Source organism: Qipengyuania nanhaisediminis (assembly GCF_045862805.1).
GTDB classification, from domain to species: Bacteria; Pseudomonadota; Alphaproteobacteria; order Sphingomonadales; family Sphingomonadaceae; genus Erythrobacter; species Erythrobacter nanhaisediminis_A.
Window position 1 is genome coordinate 457,715 of record NZ_AP025760.1, and the last position, 15,069, is coordinate 472,783.

Genomic DNA, 15,069 nt, shown 5'->3' on the forward strand with positions numbered 1-15,069 from the left:
GCACGAAAATGACTTCGACGACGATCAGGCGGGCGCTCCTCTCGGTGTCCGACAAGACCGGCTTGGCGCAGCTCGGCAAGGCGCTGGCGGCGCGCGGGGTCGAGCTGGTCAGCACCGGCGGCACTGCGCGCGCCTTGCGCGATGCCGGCCTCGAGGTGCGCGACGTCTCCGACCTGACCGGCTTTCCCGAGATGATGGACGGGCGGGTCAAGACGCTCCACCCCAAGGTCCATGGCGGGCTGCTCGCCTTGCGCGACAATGACGATCACCTTGCCGCGATGGACGCGCACGACATTGGCGCGATCGATCTCGTCGTGGTCAATCTCTATCCGTTCGAACAGACCGTCGCCAAGGGCGCCGAACGCGCCGAGGTGATCGAGAATATCGATATTGGCGGGCCTTCGATGGTGCGCTCTGCAGCCAAGAACCACGGTTTCGTCACCATCCTCACCGACCCGGCCGATTACGATGCGCTGGTGAGCGAGATGGAGGAGCATGACGACGCGACCAGCCAGGCCTTCCGCATCCGCATGGCGGGCAAGGCCTATGCCCGCACCGCCGCCTATGACGCGGCGATCGCCAACTGGTTCGCCTTTGCCGATGCGTTCTCGAACGAGCTCGGGCCGGAAGCCTTGCAGGCGACCCCGTTCGTCGAGACGCTGCCGATGGCGTTCAAGCGATCCGACGTGCTGCGCTATGGCGAGAACCCGCACCAGCAGGCGGCGATCTATGTCCCGCAGGCGACCGCGGGCGGGGTGCCGCAGGCCGAGCAATTGCAGGGCAAGGCACTCAGCTACAACAATCTCAATGATGCCGATGCCGCGCTCGAACTCGCGGCGGAATTCGCCGGGGGCGATCCGGCGGTGGTGATCGTCAAGCACGCCAATCCTTGCGGCGTCGCGCAGGGCGGCTCGCTGCTCGATGCCTGGAACGGCGCGCTGCAATGCGACAGCGTCTCGGCCTTTGGCGGGATCGTCGCGGTCAACACCGAGCTCGACGGAGCGACCGCCGAAGCGATCGCTAGCATCTTCACCGAGGTCGTGATCGCGCCCAAGGTCAGCGCCGAGGCGCGCGAGGTGTTCGCGAGGAAGAAGAACCTGCGCCTGCTCGAATGCGGCAGCATGCCCGATCCGCGCCGCGGCGGTTTCGCGATGAAGACGATTGCCGGCGGGATGCTGATCCAGGGCCGCGACAATGGCGCGGTTTCCGAAAGCGATCTCAAGGTCGTGACCAAGCGCGAGCCGAGCGCCCGGGAACTGGCCGATTGCCTGTTCGCATGGACCGTCGCGCGCCACGTCAAGTCGAACGCGATCGTCTATGCCAGGGACGGCGTCACCGCCGGGATCGGCGCAGGCCAGATGAACCGCCGCGATTCGGCGCGGATCGCCGCGATCAAGGCGAAGGAAGCCGCCGAGACCTATGAATGGGCCGAGCCGCGCACCGTGGGCAGCGCGGTGGCATCGGACGCGTTCTTCCCCTTTGCCGACGGCCTGCTGGCCGCTGCCGAAGCGGGCGCGAGCGCGGTGATCCAGCCGGGCGGTTCGATCCGCGACGAAGAAGTGATCGCGGCGGCCGACGAGGCCGGGCTGGCCATGGTCTTCACCGGGATGCGGCACTTCCGCCACTGACCGGCGCGCGGGGGCGCAGTCTCGCCCCCGCCGTTAGCGACTTTGCGAAATCCTGCATCCGTTCGCAGCGTTGCGGCGTAACTTGTCGCAGCTGAGCCACGAATAAGCGCATGCACCGCGCAAGCGTCGCCGATGTTCATTTTTCCGAAAGCGGCTTTTGTTAAGAAAACGCCTGACCAGGATTAACAAGACAGACACGAGACACGAAATGGCCCTCTTTACCCCCGACCTCTATCGCAATTTCGCCATCGGCTTTGCCGCCGGTGCAATGGTCGTGGGCGTGACGGCATTGGGCCAGTCCGAAGGCGGGTTCGAAGCGCCCGCCCATGCTGCCCAGCCTGCCAAGGCGCCGCAAAGCGCCGGTGCCTTCACCATCGCCCCGCTCGACGAGGCCGGATGATCCGTCCGCTCGCCCTTGCTGCCGCGCTCGCGCTGGCAATGGGGGCAGGCCCGTCGCCGGCCTTCGCGCTCGACCAGCCGGTGAACGCTCCCGCGCCGGAGCGGATCGCAAAGGAAGGCGCAGGGCTCAAGACCGCGATCTTTGCCGGTGGATGTTTCTGGGGCGTCGAGGCCGTGTTCAGCCACGTGCGCGGGGTCAAGTCCGCTGTCAGCGGCTATCACGGCGGTTCGGCCGCCACCGCGACCTATTCCCGCATCACCGCAGGCGGCACCCGCCATGCAGAGGCGGTGAGGATCACCTACGATCCCTACATCATCCGCTATGACGAGCTTTTGCGGATCTTCTTCTCGGTCGTCGCCGACCCGACCCAGCGCAACCGCCAGGGGCCCGATATCGGCGCGCATTATCGCAGCGCGCTGATCCCGACGAGCGACGAACAGCGCGCCGTGGCGCGCGCTTTTCTCGCGCAGATGGATGCCTCGGGCGTGTGGCAGCGCCCGATCGTTACCCGGATCGAACGCCAGCGCACCTTCTATCCGGCGGAACGCTATCACCAGGACTTCATGCGCAAGAACCCGCGCCACGGCTATATCCGGCGCTGGGACGCGCCCAAGGTTGCCGCCCTGCGCCGCATGTTCCCCAGCGATTACCGGGCCGAGTTCCTGAGCGACGGCTGAGGGGCGCGGGTGCTGGCGCTTTTGCAGCGGGCGCATTATATCGGCCGCCATGGCAAGCGCACCATCCCACACCCATCACGAACATTCGGGCGAAGACCTCGTCGCAGCCGCGCGCGCTGCGCTCACGGCATCGGGCGAACAATGGACCAGCATGCGCGAGGCGGTGTTCACCGAGCTTGCCCGCCACGAACGCCCGGCATCGGCCTATGACATCGCCGACAACCTCTCGCGCGAGCGCGGCAAGAGGGTCGCTCCCAATTCGATCTACCGCATTCTCGACCTGTTCGTGTCGAACAATCTCGCGCTCCGGGTCGAAAGCGCCAATGCCTTCCTCGCCAACACCCATCCGGGCTGCCAGCACGATTGCATCTTCCTTGTCTGCGACGAATGCGGCGAGGCCAGCCATGTCGATGACGAGGAGGTCAGCCGCTCGGTCCGCGCGCTGGCCAAGCGCCGCGATTTCAAGGCCGAACGCCCGGTGCTCGAAATCCGCGGGCTGTGCTCGGCATGTGTTTGAACGCAACGAAGCGCGATAGCGGTGAACCGTTCTCTACGCACGACAAGCCGTTTATCGACAGTTCAGTTTCAAAGGTGTAGGGCCACCAGCCATGCGTGAAACCCCCGATACCCCTCTTCTCGACCAGGTTCCCACTCCCGACGAGCTGCGCAAGCTCGAACCCGATCAGCTCCGGCAATTGTCCGACGAACTGCGCGCGGAGATGATCGACGCGGTCAGCGTCTCGGGCGGCCACCTGGGATCGGGGCTCGGCGTGGTCGAGCTGACCGTCGCGATCCACTATGTCTTTAACACGCCCGAGGACAAGCTGGTCTGGGATGTCGGCCACCAGTGTTATCCGCACAAGATCATCACCGGGCGCCGCGACCGGATCCGCACCCTGCGCCAGGGCGGCGGGCTGTCGGGCTTCACCAAGCGTTCGGAGAGCGAATACGATCCCTTCGGCGCGGCGCATTCCTCGACCTCGATCTCGGCTGCGCTGGGCTTTGCCATGGCGAACAAGCTCAACGACCGGCCCGGACGCGGCATCGCGGTGATCGGCGACGGCGCGATGAGCGCCGGCATGGCCTACGAGGCGATGAACAATGCTGCCCAGGCCGGAAACCGGCTGGTGGTGATCCTCAACGACAACGACATGTCGATCGCTCCGCCGGTCGGCGGGCTGTCGGCCTATCTGGCGCGGATGGTCTCCTCGAGCGAATATCTCGGTCTTCGCAGCCTCGCGAGCCGCGCGATCAAGAAGATGAGCCGCCGGATGCATGATTCGATGCGCAAGGCAGAGGAATACACGCGCGGCATGGTCACCGGCGGGACCCTGTTCGAGGAGCTGGGCTTCTATTATGTCGGGCCGATCGACGGGCACAATCTCGACCACCTGATCCCGGTGCTCGAAAACGTGCGCGACACCTCCGAAGGCCCGGTGCTGATCCACGTGGTCACGCAAAAGGGCAAGGGTTACAAGTTCGCCGAGGAAGCCGCCGACAAGTATCACGGCGTGCCCAAGTTCGATGTCGTCACCGGCGAGAAGGCCAAGGGCGCGAGCGGACCGCCCGCTTACCAGAACGTCTTCGGCGACACGCTTGCCGACCTTGCCGAGACCGACAGCCGCATCTGCGCGATCACCGCGGCGATGCCTTCGGGCACCGGGGTCGATCGCTTTGCCAAGCGCCATCCCGAACGCAGCTTCGATGTCGGTATCGCCGAACAGCACGGCGTCACCTTCGCCGCCGGGCTCGCCGCCGAGGGGATGCGGCCTTTCGCGGCGATCTATTCGACTTTCCTCCAGCGTGCCTATGACCAGGTCGTCCACGATGTCGCGATCCAGAACCTGCCGGTGCGCTTCGCGATCGACCGGGCCGGGCTGGTCGGCGCCGATGGCTGCACCCATGCCGGCAGTTTCGACATCACCTACCTTGCAACCTTGCCGAACATGGTGGTGATGGCTGCCGCCGACGAGGCCGAACTGGTCCACATGACCTATACCGCGGCCGAATATGACGAGGGGCCGATCGCCTTTCGCTATCCGCGCGGAAGCGGGGTCGGCGTGCCGTTGCCCGAGACGCCGCAGAAGCTCGAAATCGGCAAGGGCCGCGTGGTGCGCGAAGGCAGCAAGGTCGCGATCCTCTCGCTTGGCGCGCGGCTCGAAGAGGCGAAGAAAGCCGCTGACACGCTCGAGGCCAAGGGATTGTCGACAACGGTTGCCGACATGCGCTTTGCCAAGCCTCTCGACACCGATCTGATCGAACGGCTGATGCGCACCCACGAGGTGATCGTGACCGTGGAAGAGGGCGCGATCGGCGGGCTCGGCGCGCATGTGCTGACTTTTGCCAGCGATGAAGGGCTGACCGATAACGGGCTCAAGGTGCGCACCATGCGCCTGCCCGACATCTTCCAGGACCACGACGCGCCCGACAGGCAATATGACGAGGCGGGCCTCAACGCGCCGCAGATCGTCGACACCGTGCTCAAGGCACTCAAGCACAACAGCGCCAATGTCGAAGAGGCGCGCGCCTGACTTGATCCTGCGCGCGCTGGCGAAGCGTGTCAGGCTCGGCTAGGGCCATGCCCATGCCCTTGCTCGATATTGCCGAAGACGGCCCAGTCACCACGCTCACCATCGACCGCGCCGAGAGCATGAACCCGCTCGGCACGCCGGGCGATGGCGAGGCCTTTGCCGAGGCCTGCGATGCGATCAATGCCGATGCCGGGGTGCGCTGCGTTATCCTGACAGGGGCGGGGCGCGCCTTCAGCGCCGGCGGCGATATCAAGGCGATGCGCGACAAGTCAGGCACGTTCGGCGGCACCCCGCCGGCGATCGCTGACGGCTATCGCGACAACATCCACCGGATGCTGCGCGCGCTTCACACCCTGCGCGTGCCGGTGATCGCGGCGGTCAACGGCCCGGCGATCGGGCTGGGCTGCGACGTCGCTTGTCTCGCCGATGTCCGCATCGCCAGCGACAAGGCGAAGTTCGGGGTGACCTTCCTCAAGCTCGGCATCATCCCGGGCGACGGGGGCACCTGGATCCTGCCGCGCGTGATCGGCATGAGCCGCGCGGCCGAGATGTTCTTCACCGGCGACGTTATCGATGCCGAAACCGCGCGCGGCTGGGGGCTGGTCAGCCGGGTCGTGCCGCATGATGCGCTGCTGGACGAGGCGCGCGCTCTCGCCCGGAAGATCACCCTCATGCCGCCCAATGCGCTGCGCCAGACCAAGATGCTGCTGCGCAAGGGCACCGAGATCAGCTACGACACCGCGCTCGAACTGGCGGCCAACACGCAGGCGATGATGCACGCAACAGAAGACCATGCCGAAGGTGTCGCCGCGCTAATCGAAAAGCGCGAGGCGCGCTTTACCGGGAAGTGAGCCTGGCACAGCCCGCCTTCAAGCTGCTGGTCGCGGTCGCGGTCGCCTATCTGGCGACGACCGTGATCCTGGCGATCTTCCAGTCGCGCTTCATCTATCCCGCGCCGCAAGTGCCCGCCCCGCTCACCCCGGGATATGAGGAGGTGCGCTTGCAGACCGGGGACGGGCTCGCCTTGCGCGCCTTCTACCGCGAGGCGCAGCCGGGCCTTCCCACATTGCTCTATTTCCACGGCAATGGCGGGACTTTGCAGGGAGCGAGCGTGTCGAACGGCGCGTCGGTCGAGGCGGGGATCGGTGCGCTGCTGGTCGAATATCGCGGCTATGGCGGCAATCCGGGCACGCCTTCGGAAGCAGGGTTCTACCGCGATGGCTCGGCGGCGCTGCGCTTTCTCGAAGAGCGCGGCATCGCTCCCGAAGAGATCGTGGTGATGGGCAATTCGATCGGGGCGGGCGTCGCTGTCGAGATTGCCGGCGTGATGGAGCGTTCAGGAGCAAGGCCCGCTGGCCTCGTCCTTGTCGCGCCGTTCAAGAGCCTGCGCGATGCGGCGGGCGACAAGCTGTGGTGGCTGCCCGCGCGCCTATTGGTGAGGGAGAGTTACGACAACCGCGCCAGGATCGCCGCGCTGGAGATGCCGGTGCTCGTCCAGCACGGCGATGCCGACACGCTGATCGGCGATGACCATGGCCGCGCGCTTGCCGCTGCCGCGCCCGATGGACGGTTCCAGTCCTTTGCCGGGTCGGGTCACGCGCTGTCTTTCGAACGGCGCTCGCAGGAAGCGCGGCGCGACTGGATCCTCGCGCTCGCGCGTCAGGGGCGGGTCAGCGCCCCTCGATCCCCAGCAATTCGACCTTGAACACCAGCGTCGCCCCGCCCGGTATGGGGCCGCGCCCGCGCGGGCCGTAGGCGAGGGTGGCAGGCGCGGCGAGTTCGATCGTCTCGCCCACCCGCATTTGCGGGATCGCCAGTTCCCAGGCGGTGATCAGGCCCGAGAGCGGGAAGGTCGCAGGCTCGCCGCGCTCATACGAGCTGTCGAACACTGCGCCGTCGGTAAAGCGCCCCTCGTAATGGACCGTCACCGTGTCGGAGGCGCTCGGCTGCTCGCCCGTCCCGCGATATTCGAGATAGCGCCAGCGCAACCCGCCTTCCATCGTGTACCAGCCATCATCGGCCATCAGGCCCGAGAGATAGGCCTGCTGCGCATTGTGATAGGCGCGCTCGGCCTCGGCAGCGGCTACGGCTTCGGCAGCGGCTGCGGCTTCGGCATCTGCGCTGGCTTCCTCGTGCGGTTCAGCGTGAGCCGAGCCTGCAAGAAGGCACGCGGCGAGCGCGCTGGCGAACAGATGCCTCACCAGTCATACGCCTTTGGCAGGTCGCTCTCGTCGAGATCGCGATAGCGGGTCCGCAGACGGCTCTGGTGGTTGGTGAGGTCCTGCTCGACCCCGCCGATGAAGACGCGGGTGGGCACCGATCCGACCTCGAGCGGGTCGCCGTCCCAGATCACCACATCGCCCAGCGCCCCCGGTGCGAGCACGCCCGCGCGGCCGTCATATCCGGCGATCGCGGCCGGCACCGAGCTGATCGCGGCAAACGCCTCGCCCCAGCTCAGCCCGCTGGCGCCGGGAATACGCTGCAAGGCGACGAGATTGCCCGCGGCTTGCGGCATGTTGCGCGGATTGGTGCCCGAATTTGCGCTGATCGCCACTTGCACGCCGGCGCGCATCATGCGCCCGACATTGCTCTGCGTCGCGGCGAGAACTTCGAAGCTTTCGGGCAGGTCGTCGAGCGCGTCGGCGATCACCGGCACGCCGGCTGCGGCGATTTCATTCGCTACCATCCAGCCTTCGCCCGCGCCGACCAGCACGATGTCGAGCCCCGCGAACTCGTCCCCCAGCGCAAGCACGCTGCGGATATCGGCGGCCCGGTCGACCGCGACATAGAGCTTCTGCGTGCCGTCGAGCACCGGGACCAGCGCCTCGGCATCGAAGCGACCCAGGAGCACGCCGTCATCGATCGTGATTTCGGTGGTCTGCGGCGTGCCGCGCTGGCCCGACAGCGCGCGCGCTTCGCGCAAGGCTGCGCGCAGCAGCACGAAGGAGGATGCGCGGCTTCCGCCTGCAAGACTGCCCCCGCGTTCGCCCAGCGCGACCATCTGGAAGGCGCGCGGACGCATCACCGGATTTGCATCGCCATCGAGATCGATGATCGCGCCCTGTCCGCCGAAGATCGAGCCCGAGGGGATCATCGTCGTCGCGGCGCGGGTGATGCCGTAGCTGCGGCTGACGAGGATGTGCTGCGAGCCGGGATTGACGATCGGCGCGACATCGAGCGAGGCGCTGAACGGCGCGCCGCCAGCGCGGGTGTCGTTGCTCTCGCTGACCGCGCCCACGTCCCACAGGCCGAGCGTCGTGGGCATGGCGAACAGGCCGGGCGTGACCCAGCCATTGCCCGCATCGATCGCCGTCATGCCGCCCGGGACCGCAATATCTGCGCCCGCCGCGACGACCTGGCCGCCGCGCACGACGACGGTGGCATTCTCGATCGGCTCGCTTCCATCGCCAAGGGCGAGGGTGGCATTCGTGATGGCGATGTCCTGCGCGGCGGCAGGGGCGGAGGCGAGCGCGATGGCGCTTGCGGCGAGTGTCAGCAGGCGCTTCATTTCACGTCTCCCTCGCCGGGCTGGCCGAGCTCGAAATCGCTCACCGGACGGCGGCGGCGATCGTTTGCATCATAGAGCAACGCGCCGTCGACCCAGACCCGCTCGGGCCGCGAATAGACCGAAAGCGGATCGCCGTTCCACAGCACCACGTCGGCCATCTTGCCAGGCTCGAGGCTGCCGGTCATCTCGTCGATGCCCATCGCCCTGGCCGCGTTGAGCGTGATCCAGCCGATCACCGTCGCATCATCGATCGCGATGCCCGCCCGTGCGCCGGCGGCTTGCGCCTTGGCGGCTTCCTGGTTGAGGCGCTGGATGTCGTTCTCGCTGTCGGAGTGGATGACGACGCAGGCGCCTTCGCGCTGGAGGAAGGCGGCGTTTTCGAGGATGCCGTCATAGGCTTCCATCTTGAAGCCGTACCAGTCGGCCCAGATCGCGCTGCACACGCCGTTTTCGCGCAGCAGGTCGCCGATCTTGTAGGCCTCGACCGCGTGGTGGAAGGCAGAGACGCGGTATCCCATCTCCTTGGCCATATCCATCACCAGCGCCATCTCGTCGGCGCGGTAGCAATGGTTGTGAACGAGGATTTCGCCGTCGAGCACGCCGACCAGCGTTTCCTTGGCGAGGTCGCGATCGGCGTCCTCGTTGTTGGCATAGTCGATCGCGTCGAGCCAAGTCTGGCGGTTGACCGCGAAATTGCCCATCCGCGTCGAGGGCATCCGGCCCCGCCCGCCATAGACCCGCTTGGGGTTCTCGCCGCAGGCCATCTTGAAGCCGTAGGGCGCGCCGGGGAATTTCATCCCCTGCACTGTGCGCGAGGGCACGTTCTTGAGAGTCACCGAGCGGCCACCCATCAGGTTTGCCGAACCGGGGAGGATCTGCAGGCTCGTTACCCCGCCATTGGCGAGCGCACGCGAAAAGCCCGGGTCCTGCGGCCAGACCGAATGTTCGGCCCAGACCTCGGGCGTGGTGGGGCTGGTCGCCTCGTTACCATCGCTGTGCGCGGCGACGCTGGGGGTGGGGTAGTCGCCGAGATGCGAGTGGATGTCGATGATGCCGGGGGTCACGAACTTGCCGCGCGCATCGACGACATCGTAGCCTTCGGTCGAAAGGCTCGCATCTCCGAGCGCGATGACCTTGCCATCGCGGAACAGGACGGTGCCGCCCTCGACCATCGCTCCGGTGCCGTCATAGATCGTCGCGCCGACAAGCGCGGTCGGGCGACCGGGATAGGGTGTGTAGGTCGAGGGGAAAGGGCCTGCGGCATCCTCGCCCATCGGTTCGAGCGCGGCATAATCGGGGCTTTCGCCCGCGGCATCTGCGCTGGACGTGCCAGTCGTGGCGCAGCCTGCAAGCGCGAGCGCGCCGATAGCTGCGATGGAGCTTCTGGTGATCATGGTTGTCCCCCCGATCGGTTCGTTCGCGTCTGGATCGTTCGCTTTGGGTTCCGGTGGGCCGGCGCGCCAATCACGGCGCGCCGGCCACTTGTCCGGTATTGGCAGGTCGTCCGCTCTTAGCCGTGCGGACGCGTGGTCGGGTGCATCCCGCCTTCCTGCGCTTCGAGGCCGGCTTCGCTCTGGCCTTCGAGATCGTCGCCGACATTGCTGTCGGTGAGCGTTTCGAGGTGCATCAGCCGCTTGATGAAGGGGCTGACGACCATCACCGCGACGCCGATCCCTACCGCGGTCCAGCCGACGGTCGAATAGACGTCGAGCACCACGGTCTTGCCCGAGGCATCGCCCACGCCTTCGGCACCGGTGGCCGCCGCGATCAGGCCGGCGGCAAAGTTGCCGGTGGCCGAGGCGAAGAACCAGGTGCCCATGATCAGCGATGCGATCTGCGCCGGAGCCAGCCGGTTCATCGCCGACAGGCCTACCGGCGACAGGCACAGCTCGCCGGTCGTGTGCAGCAGGTAGATCAGGAAGATGAAGATCACCGGCGTCGGCACGTCGATCCCGACGCTCTGCGCGCCCCAGACCAGGACGAGGAAGCCGAGACCGACCTGGATCACGCCCAGACCGAACTTCATCGGGGTCGAAGGCTCGATCCCCTTGCGGCCCAGCACCGTCCACAGCGTCGCGAAGACCGGCGCCAGCAGGATGATGTAGATCGCGTTGATCGACTGGAAGGTCGAGGCCGGGACCCCGCCGCGATCAACGTGGCGGTCGGTGAACAGGTTGAGGCTGGAGCCGGCCTGTTCGAACAATGCCCAGAAGATGATCGAGACGGTGATGAGGAACATCGCCGCCACGATTCGGTCGCGGTCATGGTCGGTGCGCGCGATCATCTGGAGGATCATCACGGAGAGCACGCCGCCAAAGCCGATCGTCGCCGGAAGCAGCCAGTCCTGGTTGCCGCTAGAGACGAAATACATCGACACCACCAGCAGGGCGCTCAGCGCGCCGAAGCTGTAGAGCGCAGGCTTGGGCGAGGCCTCGTAGCTGCCATAGGGCAGCTGGAAGGTCGCGATCGAAAGCACGTAGCAGACAAGCGCTGCACCAAAGGTGCCGAGGAACACGCCGACCGCATCCTGATACTGGATCGCGATCCAGCACAGGGCAACGAGCGCAATACCCACGCCGTAGATGCCGAATTCCTTGGCCTTGGCGATGGCCTTGGGTGGTTCGCCGCGGCCCAGGAGGAGCGGCTTGCCCCAGATGAACACGATAAGCCCTGCGAGCATCCCGATCCCTGCAAGACCAAAGCCATAGGCCCAGCCATAGGTTTCGCCGATATAGCCGCACATCAGCGAGCCGATCGCGGCGCCAAGGTTAATCCCCATGTAGAAGATCGTGTAGGCACCGTCGCGGCGCACGTCGGTGCGCGGATAGAGCTGGCCGACGATCACCGAGATGTTCGCCTTGAGGAAGCCCGAGCCCACGATGATCAGGGCGAGCGCCAGCCAGAAGATGTAGATCACCGGATTGTCGACATTGCCAACCGCCGGTTCACCCTCGAAGGCCATGAAGAAGTGACCCAGTGTCAGCAGCACCGCTCCGAAGAGCACCGCCTTTCTCTGCCCGATATAGCGGTCGGCAAGATAGCCGCCGATCACCGGGGTGATGTAGACCAGCGCGGTATAGGCGCCGTAGATGATGCCCGATTCGCTGTCCGAGAACAGCCAGTGCTTGGTAAGGTAGAAAATGAGCAGCGCGCGCATCCCGTAATAGGAAAAACGCTCCCACATTTCCGCAAAGAACAGCACGAAGAGCCCCTTGGGGTGCCCCATGATCGTGCCCGCGCTATCGCCATCCGGCAAAGCCTGAGTCGCCATGTTCGTAAATAATCCCTCTTGTCGCGCGGCCGTGCAATGGTGACGGCGCGTCCCTGATGCGGCGCACCCTAGCGCCGTTCTCGCGCGTGTGAAGCCTTTGTTTCAGGCGTAACCAGTGGGCGGAGGTTCGGTCCGGCACCCGGGCCGGGAACTTGACGCGCGTGAGTGTATTATGGCACTGAAGCACCTTGCGAGACATGCCATGACCCAATCCCGACCCGTCTATCTCAAACTGCGCGACCAGATCGCCGCCGCGATCATCGAAGGCGAATATCCCGAAGGCGCGATGCTGCCCTCGGTTCGCGCGCTCGCAGCAGAGCGCGGGGCAAATCCGCTCACGGTCGCCAAGGCCTATCAGCAGTTCCAGAACGATGGCCTGGTCGAGGTCCAGCGCGGGGTCGGGATGTATGTCGTCGAAGGGGCCGCCGAGGCCTTGCTCAAGTCCGAGCGCGAAGCGTTCCTGCGCGAGGAATGGCCCGAAATCCGTGCGCGGATGAAGCGGCTCGGGCTCGATCCGGCCGACCTGCTCGTAAGCGGCTGAGACGCCTGCGCTTTGCCTATTGGTAAGCGGCGCCGGACGCCCGTGTGAGATTTGCGCGTTGTCCTTGCGGGAATGCCCGGTTTCTGCCACTTTAGGGACTCGACACGGCCTGACGGGTCCAGGCTCACGGGATCGCGGCGGACAAGAGGTCCGTTGTTTGGGCATCGCGCCGGATCAGGGGCCGCGCGATGTCGGGAGGGCAAGAATGATACGATCCGAGCTGCTGCACGAGCTCCACAAGGACAATCCCGATCTGCGCGCGGAAGAGATCGAACAGGTGGTCGACATCTTCTTCGACGAGATCGCCCAGCGCCTCGCTGAAGGCGGACGGGTCGAATTGCGCGGTTTCGGCGCGTTCTCGACGCGCGAGCGCGAAGCGCGCATCGGCCGCAATCCGCGGACCGGCGAAGCGGTGAACGTCCCGGCCAAGCGCGTGCCTTATTTCAAGGCCGGCAAGGAAATCCGCCAGCGTCTCAACGACGGCTGAGGCTTCGAACGCGCTGCGTCAGGCGGGCTCGAGCGCGCCGAGCCGGGCAGCGCGTCCCGGAAGCGGGATCGCGCGCTCGCTGCCGAGCTCCTCGAACACGGTCTCGATCAGCTTTTCGGCCCCGTGGTCGCCTCCGGTGACGATGGCGCGCACTCCCAGCGCCTCGAACTCGCCTTGGTCCTCCTCGGTGGGGATCGCGAGGATCGTCGTCACGTCGGGCAGCCGTTCCTCGACCAGCGGGCGCAATTCGCGCGTGAGGTTGAGGTCGCCGGTCGCCACCACCACGATCTCGCGGTTTCTCATGCTCAGCGAATCCCAGCTGCGCGGGTCGGCGGCAAGCGCGTGGTGCACGCCGTAGCCATCGGCATAGGCTTCCTCGAACTGGTCGTGATCGGCCTCGACCGCGATATAATCGATCCCGTTGTGCTCGAGCGCATCGGCAAGCGCCCGGCCCGCCGGTCCCATGCCGACAATCACCACCGGCGCATCGTCGCCTGCCAGTTTCTGGTCGGGCTCGCCGCGGCGCAGCTTGCCCGCGAACTTGCGCCCGATATTCGAGACCAGCGGGGTCGCGGCCATCGAGACCGCGATCGCCGAGACGAGGATCGAGAGCGGCTCTGCATCGACGAGGCCCGCGACCAACGGCATGGCGAACAATACCAGTGCGAACTCGCTGCCCTGGCCGAGCAGGAAGCCGAGCTGGAGCGAGCCGGGAACCGACCACTGGTTCGCCAGCGCGGCGAGCACGTTAAAAGTGCATTTCAGCGCGATCAGAGCGAGCGATGCCGCCAGCACGGTGATCCAGTTGTCAGCGAGGATCGCAGGATCGATCGACAGCCCGACCGAGATGAAGAAGAAGCTCAGGAACAGGCCGCGAAACGCCTCGATCTCGGTCTGGACCATCATCCGGTAACGCGAATCCGCGACCGCCATTCCGCCCAGGAACGCGCCGAGCGAGAGCGACAATCCGGCCAAGCCGGTGGCCCAGCCCGCGGCAAGCGCAATGAACAGCGCGGTGGCGGTATAGACCTCGGCATTGCCCGCGCGCGCGATCAGGCGGAACAGCGGTTCGGTCAGGTAACGCGCGAACAGCACCGCGACGAGAAACGCGGCGAACGCCTTCCAGCCGGCATCGAGCAATGCCGGGAGCAACGCGCCCTCTCTCCCCAGCGCGCTCGCCGAGACGAGGAGGACGATCGCCGCGATATCCTGGAAGATCAGGATCGATTGCGCCGCGCGCCCGACCGGGCAGTCTTCCTGTTCGCGTTCGCGCACCAGGCCGATCACCACCGCGGTCGAGGACAGGCCCATGGCAAAGCCGCCGATCACCGCGAACTGGGTGGGAAGGCCGAGCATCCAGAACAGCGCCGCAAAGCCACCGCCTGCCACCAGCATCTGGATGCTGCCGAAGCCGAAGATATTGGCCGATTCCGCCCTGATCCGCCCGAGCGAGAAATGGAGCCCGAGATTGAACAGCAGGAACATGATCCCCGCTTCGGCAAGCGTCGCGACGATCGGGCCGGAGAAATTGTCGGCATAGCCGAGCATCGCGATCACCACGCCGAGGCCGATATAGCCGACGATCGGGTTGAGCCGGCATGCCCGCGCGACCAGCGCGGCGCCGATGCCCAGGCCCAGCAGGGTGATCGCCGGCTGGATCGTTTCGACGATTTGCGCGCTTTCGCCTGCCATGCGGGTCCCTTGTCGAGCGTCGATGCAAACAGGCGAGATGGGCCAAAGCGCGCAATGCTGCAAGGGGCGCAGCACCAGCGGCCAGCCAGGCGCACGCTTGGCCATTGCCCCGCTTCGCCGCTTTCGTCTATCGCCGCCGGGCCCGTGCGGGCGTGGCGGAATGGTAGACGCCGGGGACTTAAAATCCCCTGATCCTTGATCGTGTGGGTTCGAGTCCCACCGCCCGCACCATTATCGGCACATTAACCCTTATCGCCTAGGGCGGAACGCCTGAGAAAGCGTGGCAAGGCCGGTGCGACCGGCGACCGGCCGCCGCGCGACGAGGCGATGAGAC

Annotated in this window: 14 protein-coding genes and 1 tRNA gene; 10 read left to right on the plus strand and 5 right to left on the minus strand. The window is 66.2% G+C overall.

What is annotated here, in order from left to right:
* Positions 1 to 8 precede the first annotated feature (8 nt).
* The 7 genes from purH to ACKTSM_RS02325 all read left to right on the plus strand — a co-directional run bounded on the left by purH (position 9) and on the right by ACKTSM_RS02325 (position 6,941).
* Positions 9 to 1,628, plus strand: a complete 1,620-nt coding sequence (purH, locus tag ACKTSM_RS02295) for a bifunctional phosphoribosylaminoimidazolecarboxamide formyltransferase/IMP cyclohydrolase (RefSeq protein ID WP_407875530.1) — start codon at positions 9 to 11, stop codon at positions 1,626 to 1,628.
* 208 nt (positions 1,629 to 1,836) lie between these two features.
* Entirely contained in the window at positions 1,837 to 2,028 is a 192-nt protein-coding gene (locus ACKTSM_RS02300; protein WP_407875531.1) for a hypothetical protein, read from the plus strand.
* Entirely contained in the window at positions 2,025 to 2,705 is a 681-nt protein-coding gene (gene msrA, locus ACKTSM_RS02305) for a peptide-methionine (S)-S-oxide reductase MsrA (protein ID WP_407875532.1), read from the plus strand. The genes ACKTSM_RS02300 and msrA overlap by 4 nt, the downstream gene beginning before the upstream one ends.
* Before the next feature lie 49 nt (positions 2,706 to 2,754).
* Entirely contained in the window at positions 2,755 to 3,222 is a 468-nt protein-coding gene (locus ACKTSM_RS02310; protein ID WP_407875533.1) for a Fur family transcriptional regulator, read from the plus strand.
* Positions 3,223 to 3,313: 91 nt separating this feature from the next.
* A complete protein-coding gene (dxs, locus tag ACKTSM_RS02315; RefSeq protein ID WP_407875534.1) occupies positions 3,314 to 5,236 on the plus strand; it encodes a 1-deoxy-D-xylulose-5-phosphate synthase in 1,923 nt (640 codons plus the stop codon).
* A gap of 53 nt (positions 5,237 to 5,289) precedes the next feature.
* Positions 5,290 to 6,087: a crotonase/enoyl-CoA hydratase family protein gene (locus tag ACKTSM_RS02320; RefSeq protein WP_407875535.1), complete on the plus strand. Its 798-nt coding sequence runs from the start codon at positions 5,290 to 5,292 to the stop codon at positions 6,085 to 6,087.
* Positions 6,084 to 6,941: an alpha/beta hydrolase gene (locus ACKTSM_RS02325; RefSeq protein ID WP_407875536.1), complete on the plus strand. Its 858-nt coding sequence runs from the start codon at positions 6,084 to 6,086 to the stop codon at positions 6,939 to 6,941. The genes ACKTSM_RS02320 and ACKTSM_RS02325 overlap by 4 nt, the downstream gene beginning before the upstream one ends.
* On the opposite strand, the gene ACKTSM_RS02330 is transcribed toward ACKTSM_RS02325, so the two are convergent.
* From ACKTSM_RS02330 to ACKTSM_RS02345, 4 genes are all read right to left on the minus strand, one after another.
* On the minus strand, positions 6,907 to 7,437 hold the full coding sequence (locus ACKTSM_RS02330) for an FKBP-type peptidyl-prolyl cis-trans isomerase (RefSeq protein ID WP_407875537.1): 531 nt from the start codon (positions 7,435 to 7,437) through the stop codon (positions 6,907 to 6,909). The two genes, ACKTSM_RS02325 and ACKTSM_RS02330, sit on opposite strands and share 35 nt — an antisense overlap.
* Positions 7,434 to 8,744: an amidohydrolase family protein gene (locus tag ACKTSM_RS02335; protein ID WP_407875538.1), complete on the minus strand. Its 1,311-nt coding sequence runs from the start codon at positions 8,742 to 8,744 to the stop codon at positions 7,434 to 7,436. The genes ACKTSM_RS02330 and ACKTSM_RS02335 overlap by 4 nt, the downstream gene beginning before the upstream one ends.
* Positions 8,741 to 10,138, minus strand: coding sequence for an amidohydrolase (locus tag ACKTSM_RS02340; RefSeq protein ID WP_407875539.1), 1,398 nt, complete (start codon positions 10,136 to 10,138; stop codon positions 8,741 to 8,743). Before ACKTSM_RS02340 ends, ACKTSM_RS02335 begins: the two co-directional genes overlap by 4 nt.
* A 116-nt stretch (positions 10,139 to 10,254) precedes the next feature.
* Positions 10,255 to 12,015 carry a peptide MFS transporter gene (locus tag ACKTSM_RS02345; protein WP_407875540.1) on the minus strand — a complete coding sequence of 587 codons (1,761 nt, stop codon included), beginning with the start codon at positions 12,013 to 12,015 and terminating at the stop codon, positions 10,255 to 10,257.
* A 202-nt stretch (positions 12,016 to 12,217) separates the two neighbouring features.
* On the opposite strand from ACKTSM_RS02345, the gene ACKTSM_RS02350 reads away from it, so the two are divergent.
* Complete coding sequence (locus ACKTSM_RS02350) at positions 12,218 to 12,556, plus strand: GntR family transcriptional regulator (protein WP_407875541.1); 339 nt, start codon at positions 12,218 to 12,220, stop codon at positions 12,554 to 12,556.
* Positions 12,557 to 12,761: 205 nt separating this feature from the next.
* A complete protein-coding gene (locus ACKTSM_RS02355) occupies positions 12,762 to 13,043 on the plus strand; it encodes an integration host factor subunit beta (RefSeq protein WP_407875542.1) in 282 nt (93 codons plus the stop codon).
* Between the two features lie 18 nt (positions 13,044 to 13,061).
* Here the strand turns inward: ACKTSM_RS02355 and ACKTSM_RS02360 are convergent, their stop codons facing one another.
* Positions 13,062 to 14,735 (minus strand): cation:proton antiporter, encoded by a 1,674-nt coding sequence (locus tag ACKTSM_RS02360; RefSeq protein WP_407875543.1) that lies wholly within the window; start codon positions 14,733 to 14,735, stop codon positions 13,062 to 13,064.
* A 146-nt stretch (positions 14,736 to 14,881) separates the two neighbouring features.
* Between ACKTSM_RS02360 and ACKTSM_RS02365 the strand changes: the two genes are divergently transcribed.
* Positions 14,882 to 14,966, plus strand: a tRNA-Leu gene (locus ACKTSM_RS02365).
* Positions 14,967 to 15,069 lie beyond the last annotated feature (103 nt).

What these genes read in the sequence shown, in the direction of transcription:
- purH (WP_407875530.1), top strand. Translation starts at nt 9, where the DNA reads ATGACTTCGACGACGATCAGGCGGGCGCTCCTCTCGGTGTCCGACAAG.
- ACKTSM_RS02300 (WP_407875531.1), top strand. Translation starts at nt 1,837, where the DNA reads ATGGCCCTCTTTACCCCCGACCTCTATCGCAATTTCGCCATCGGCTTT.
- msrA (WP_407875532.1), top strand. Translation starts at nt 2,025, where the DNA reads ATGATCCGTCCGCTCGCCCTTGCTGCCGCGCTCGCGCTGGCAATGGGG.
- ACKTSM_RS02310 (WP_407875533.1), top strand. Translation starts at nt 2,755, where the DNA reads ATGGCAAGCGCACCATCCCACACCCATCACGAACATTCGGGCGAAGAC.
- dxs (WP_407875534.1), top strand. Translation starts at nt 3,314, where the DNA reads ATGCGTGAAACCCCCGATACCCCTCTTCTCGACCAGGTTCCCACTCCC.
- ACKTSM_RS02320 (WP_407875535.1), top strand. Translation starts at nt 5,290, where the DNA reads ATGCCCTTGCTCGATATTGCCGAAGACGGCCCAGTCACCACGCTCACC.
- ACKTSM_RS02335 (WP_407875538.1), bottom strand. Translation starts at nt 8,744, where the DNA reads ATGAAGCGCCTGCTGACACTCGCCGCAAGCGCCATCGCGCTCGCCTCC.
- ACKTSM_RS02340 (WP_407875539.1), bottom strand. Translation starts at nt 10,138, where the DNA reads ATGATCACCAGAAGCTCCATCGCAGCTATCGGCGCGCTCGCGCTTGCA.
- ACKTSM_RS02345 (WP_407875540.1), bottom strand. Translation starts at nt 12,015, where the DNA reads ATGGCGACTCAGGCTTTGCCGGATGGCGATAGCGCGGGCACGATCATG.
- ACKTSM_RS02350 (WP_407875541.1), top strand. Translation starts at nt 12,218, where the DNA reads ATGACCCAATCCCGACCCGTCTATCTCAAACTGCGCGACCAGATCGCC.
- ACKTSM_RS02355 (WP_407875542.1), top strand. Translation starts at nt 12,762, where the DNA reads ATGATACGATCCGAGCTGCTGCACGAGCTCCACAAGGACAATCCCGAT.
- ACKTSM_RS02360 (WP_407875543.1), bottom strand. Translation starts at nt 14,735, where the DNA reads ATGGCAGGCGAAAGCGCGCAAATCGTCGAAACGATCCAGCCGGCGATC.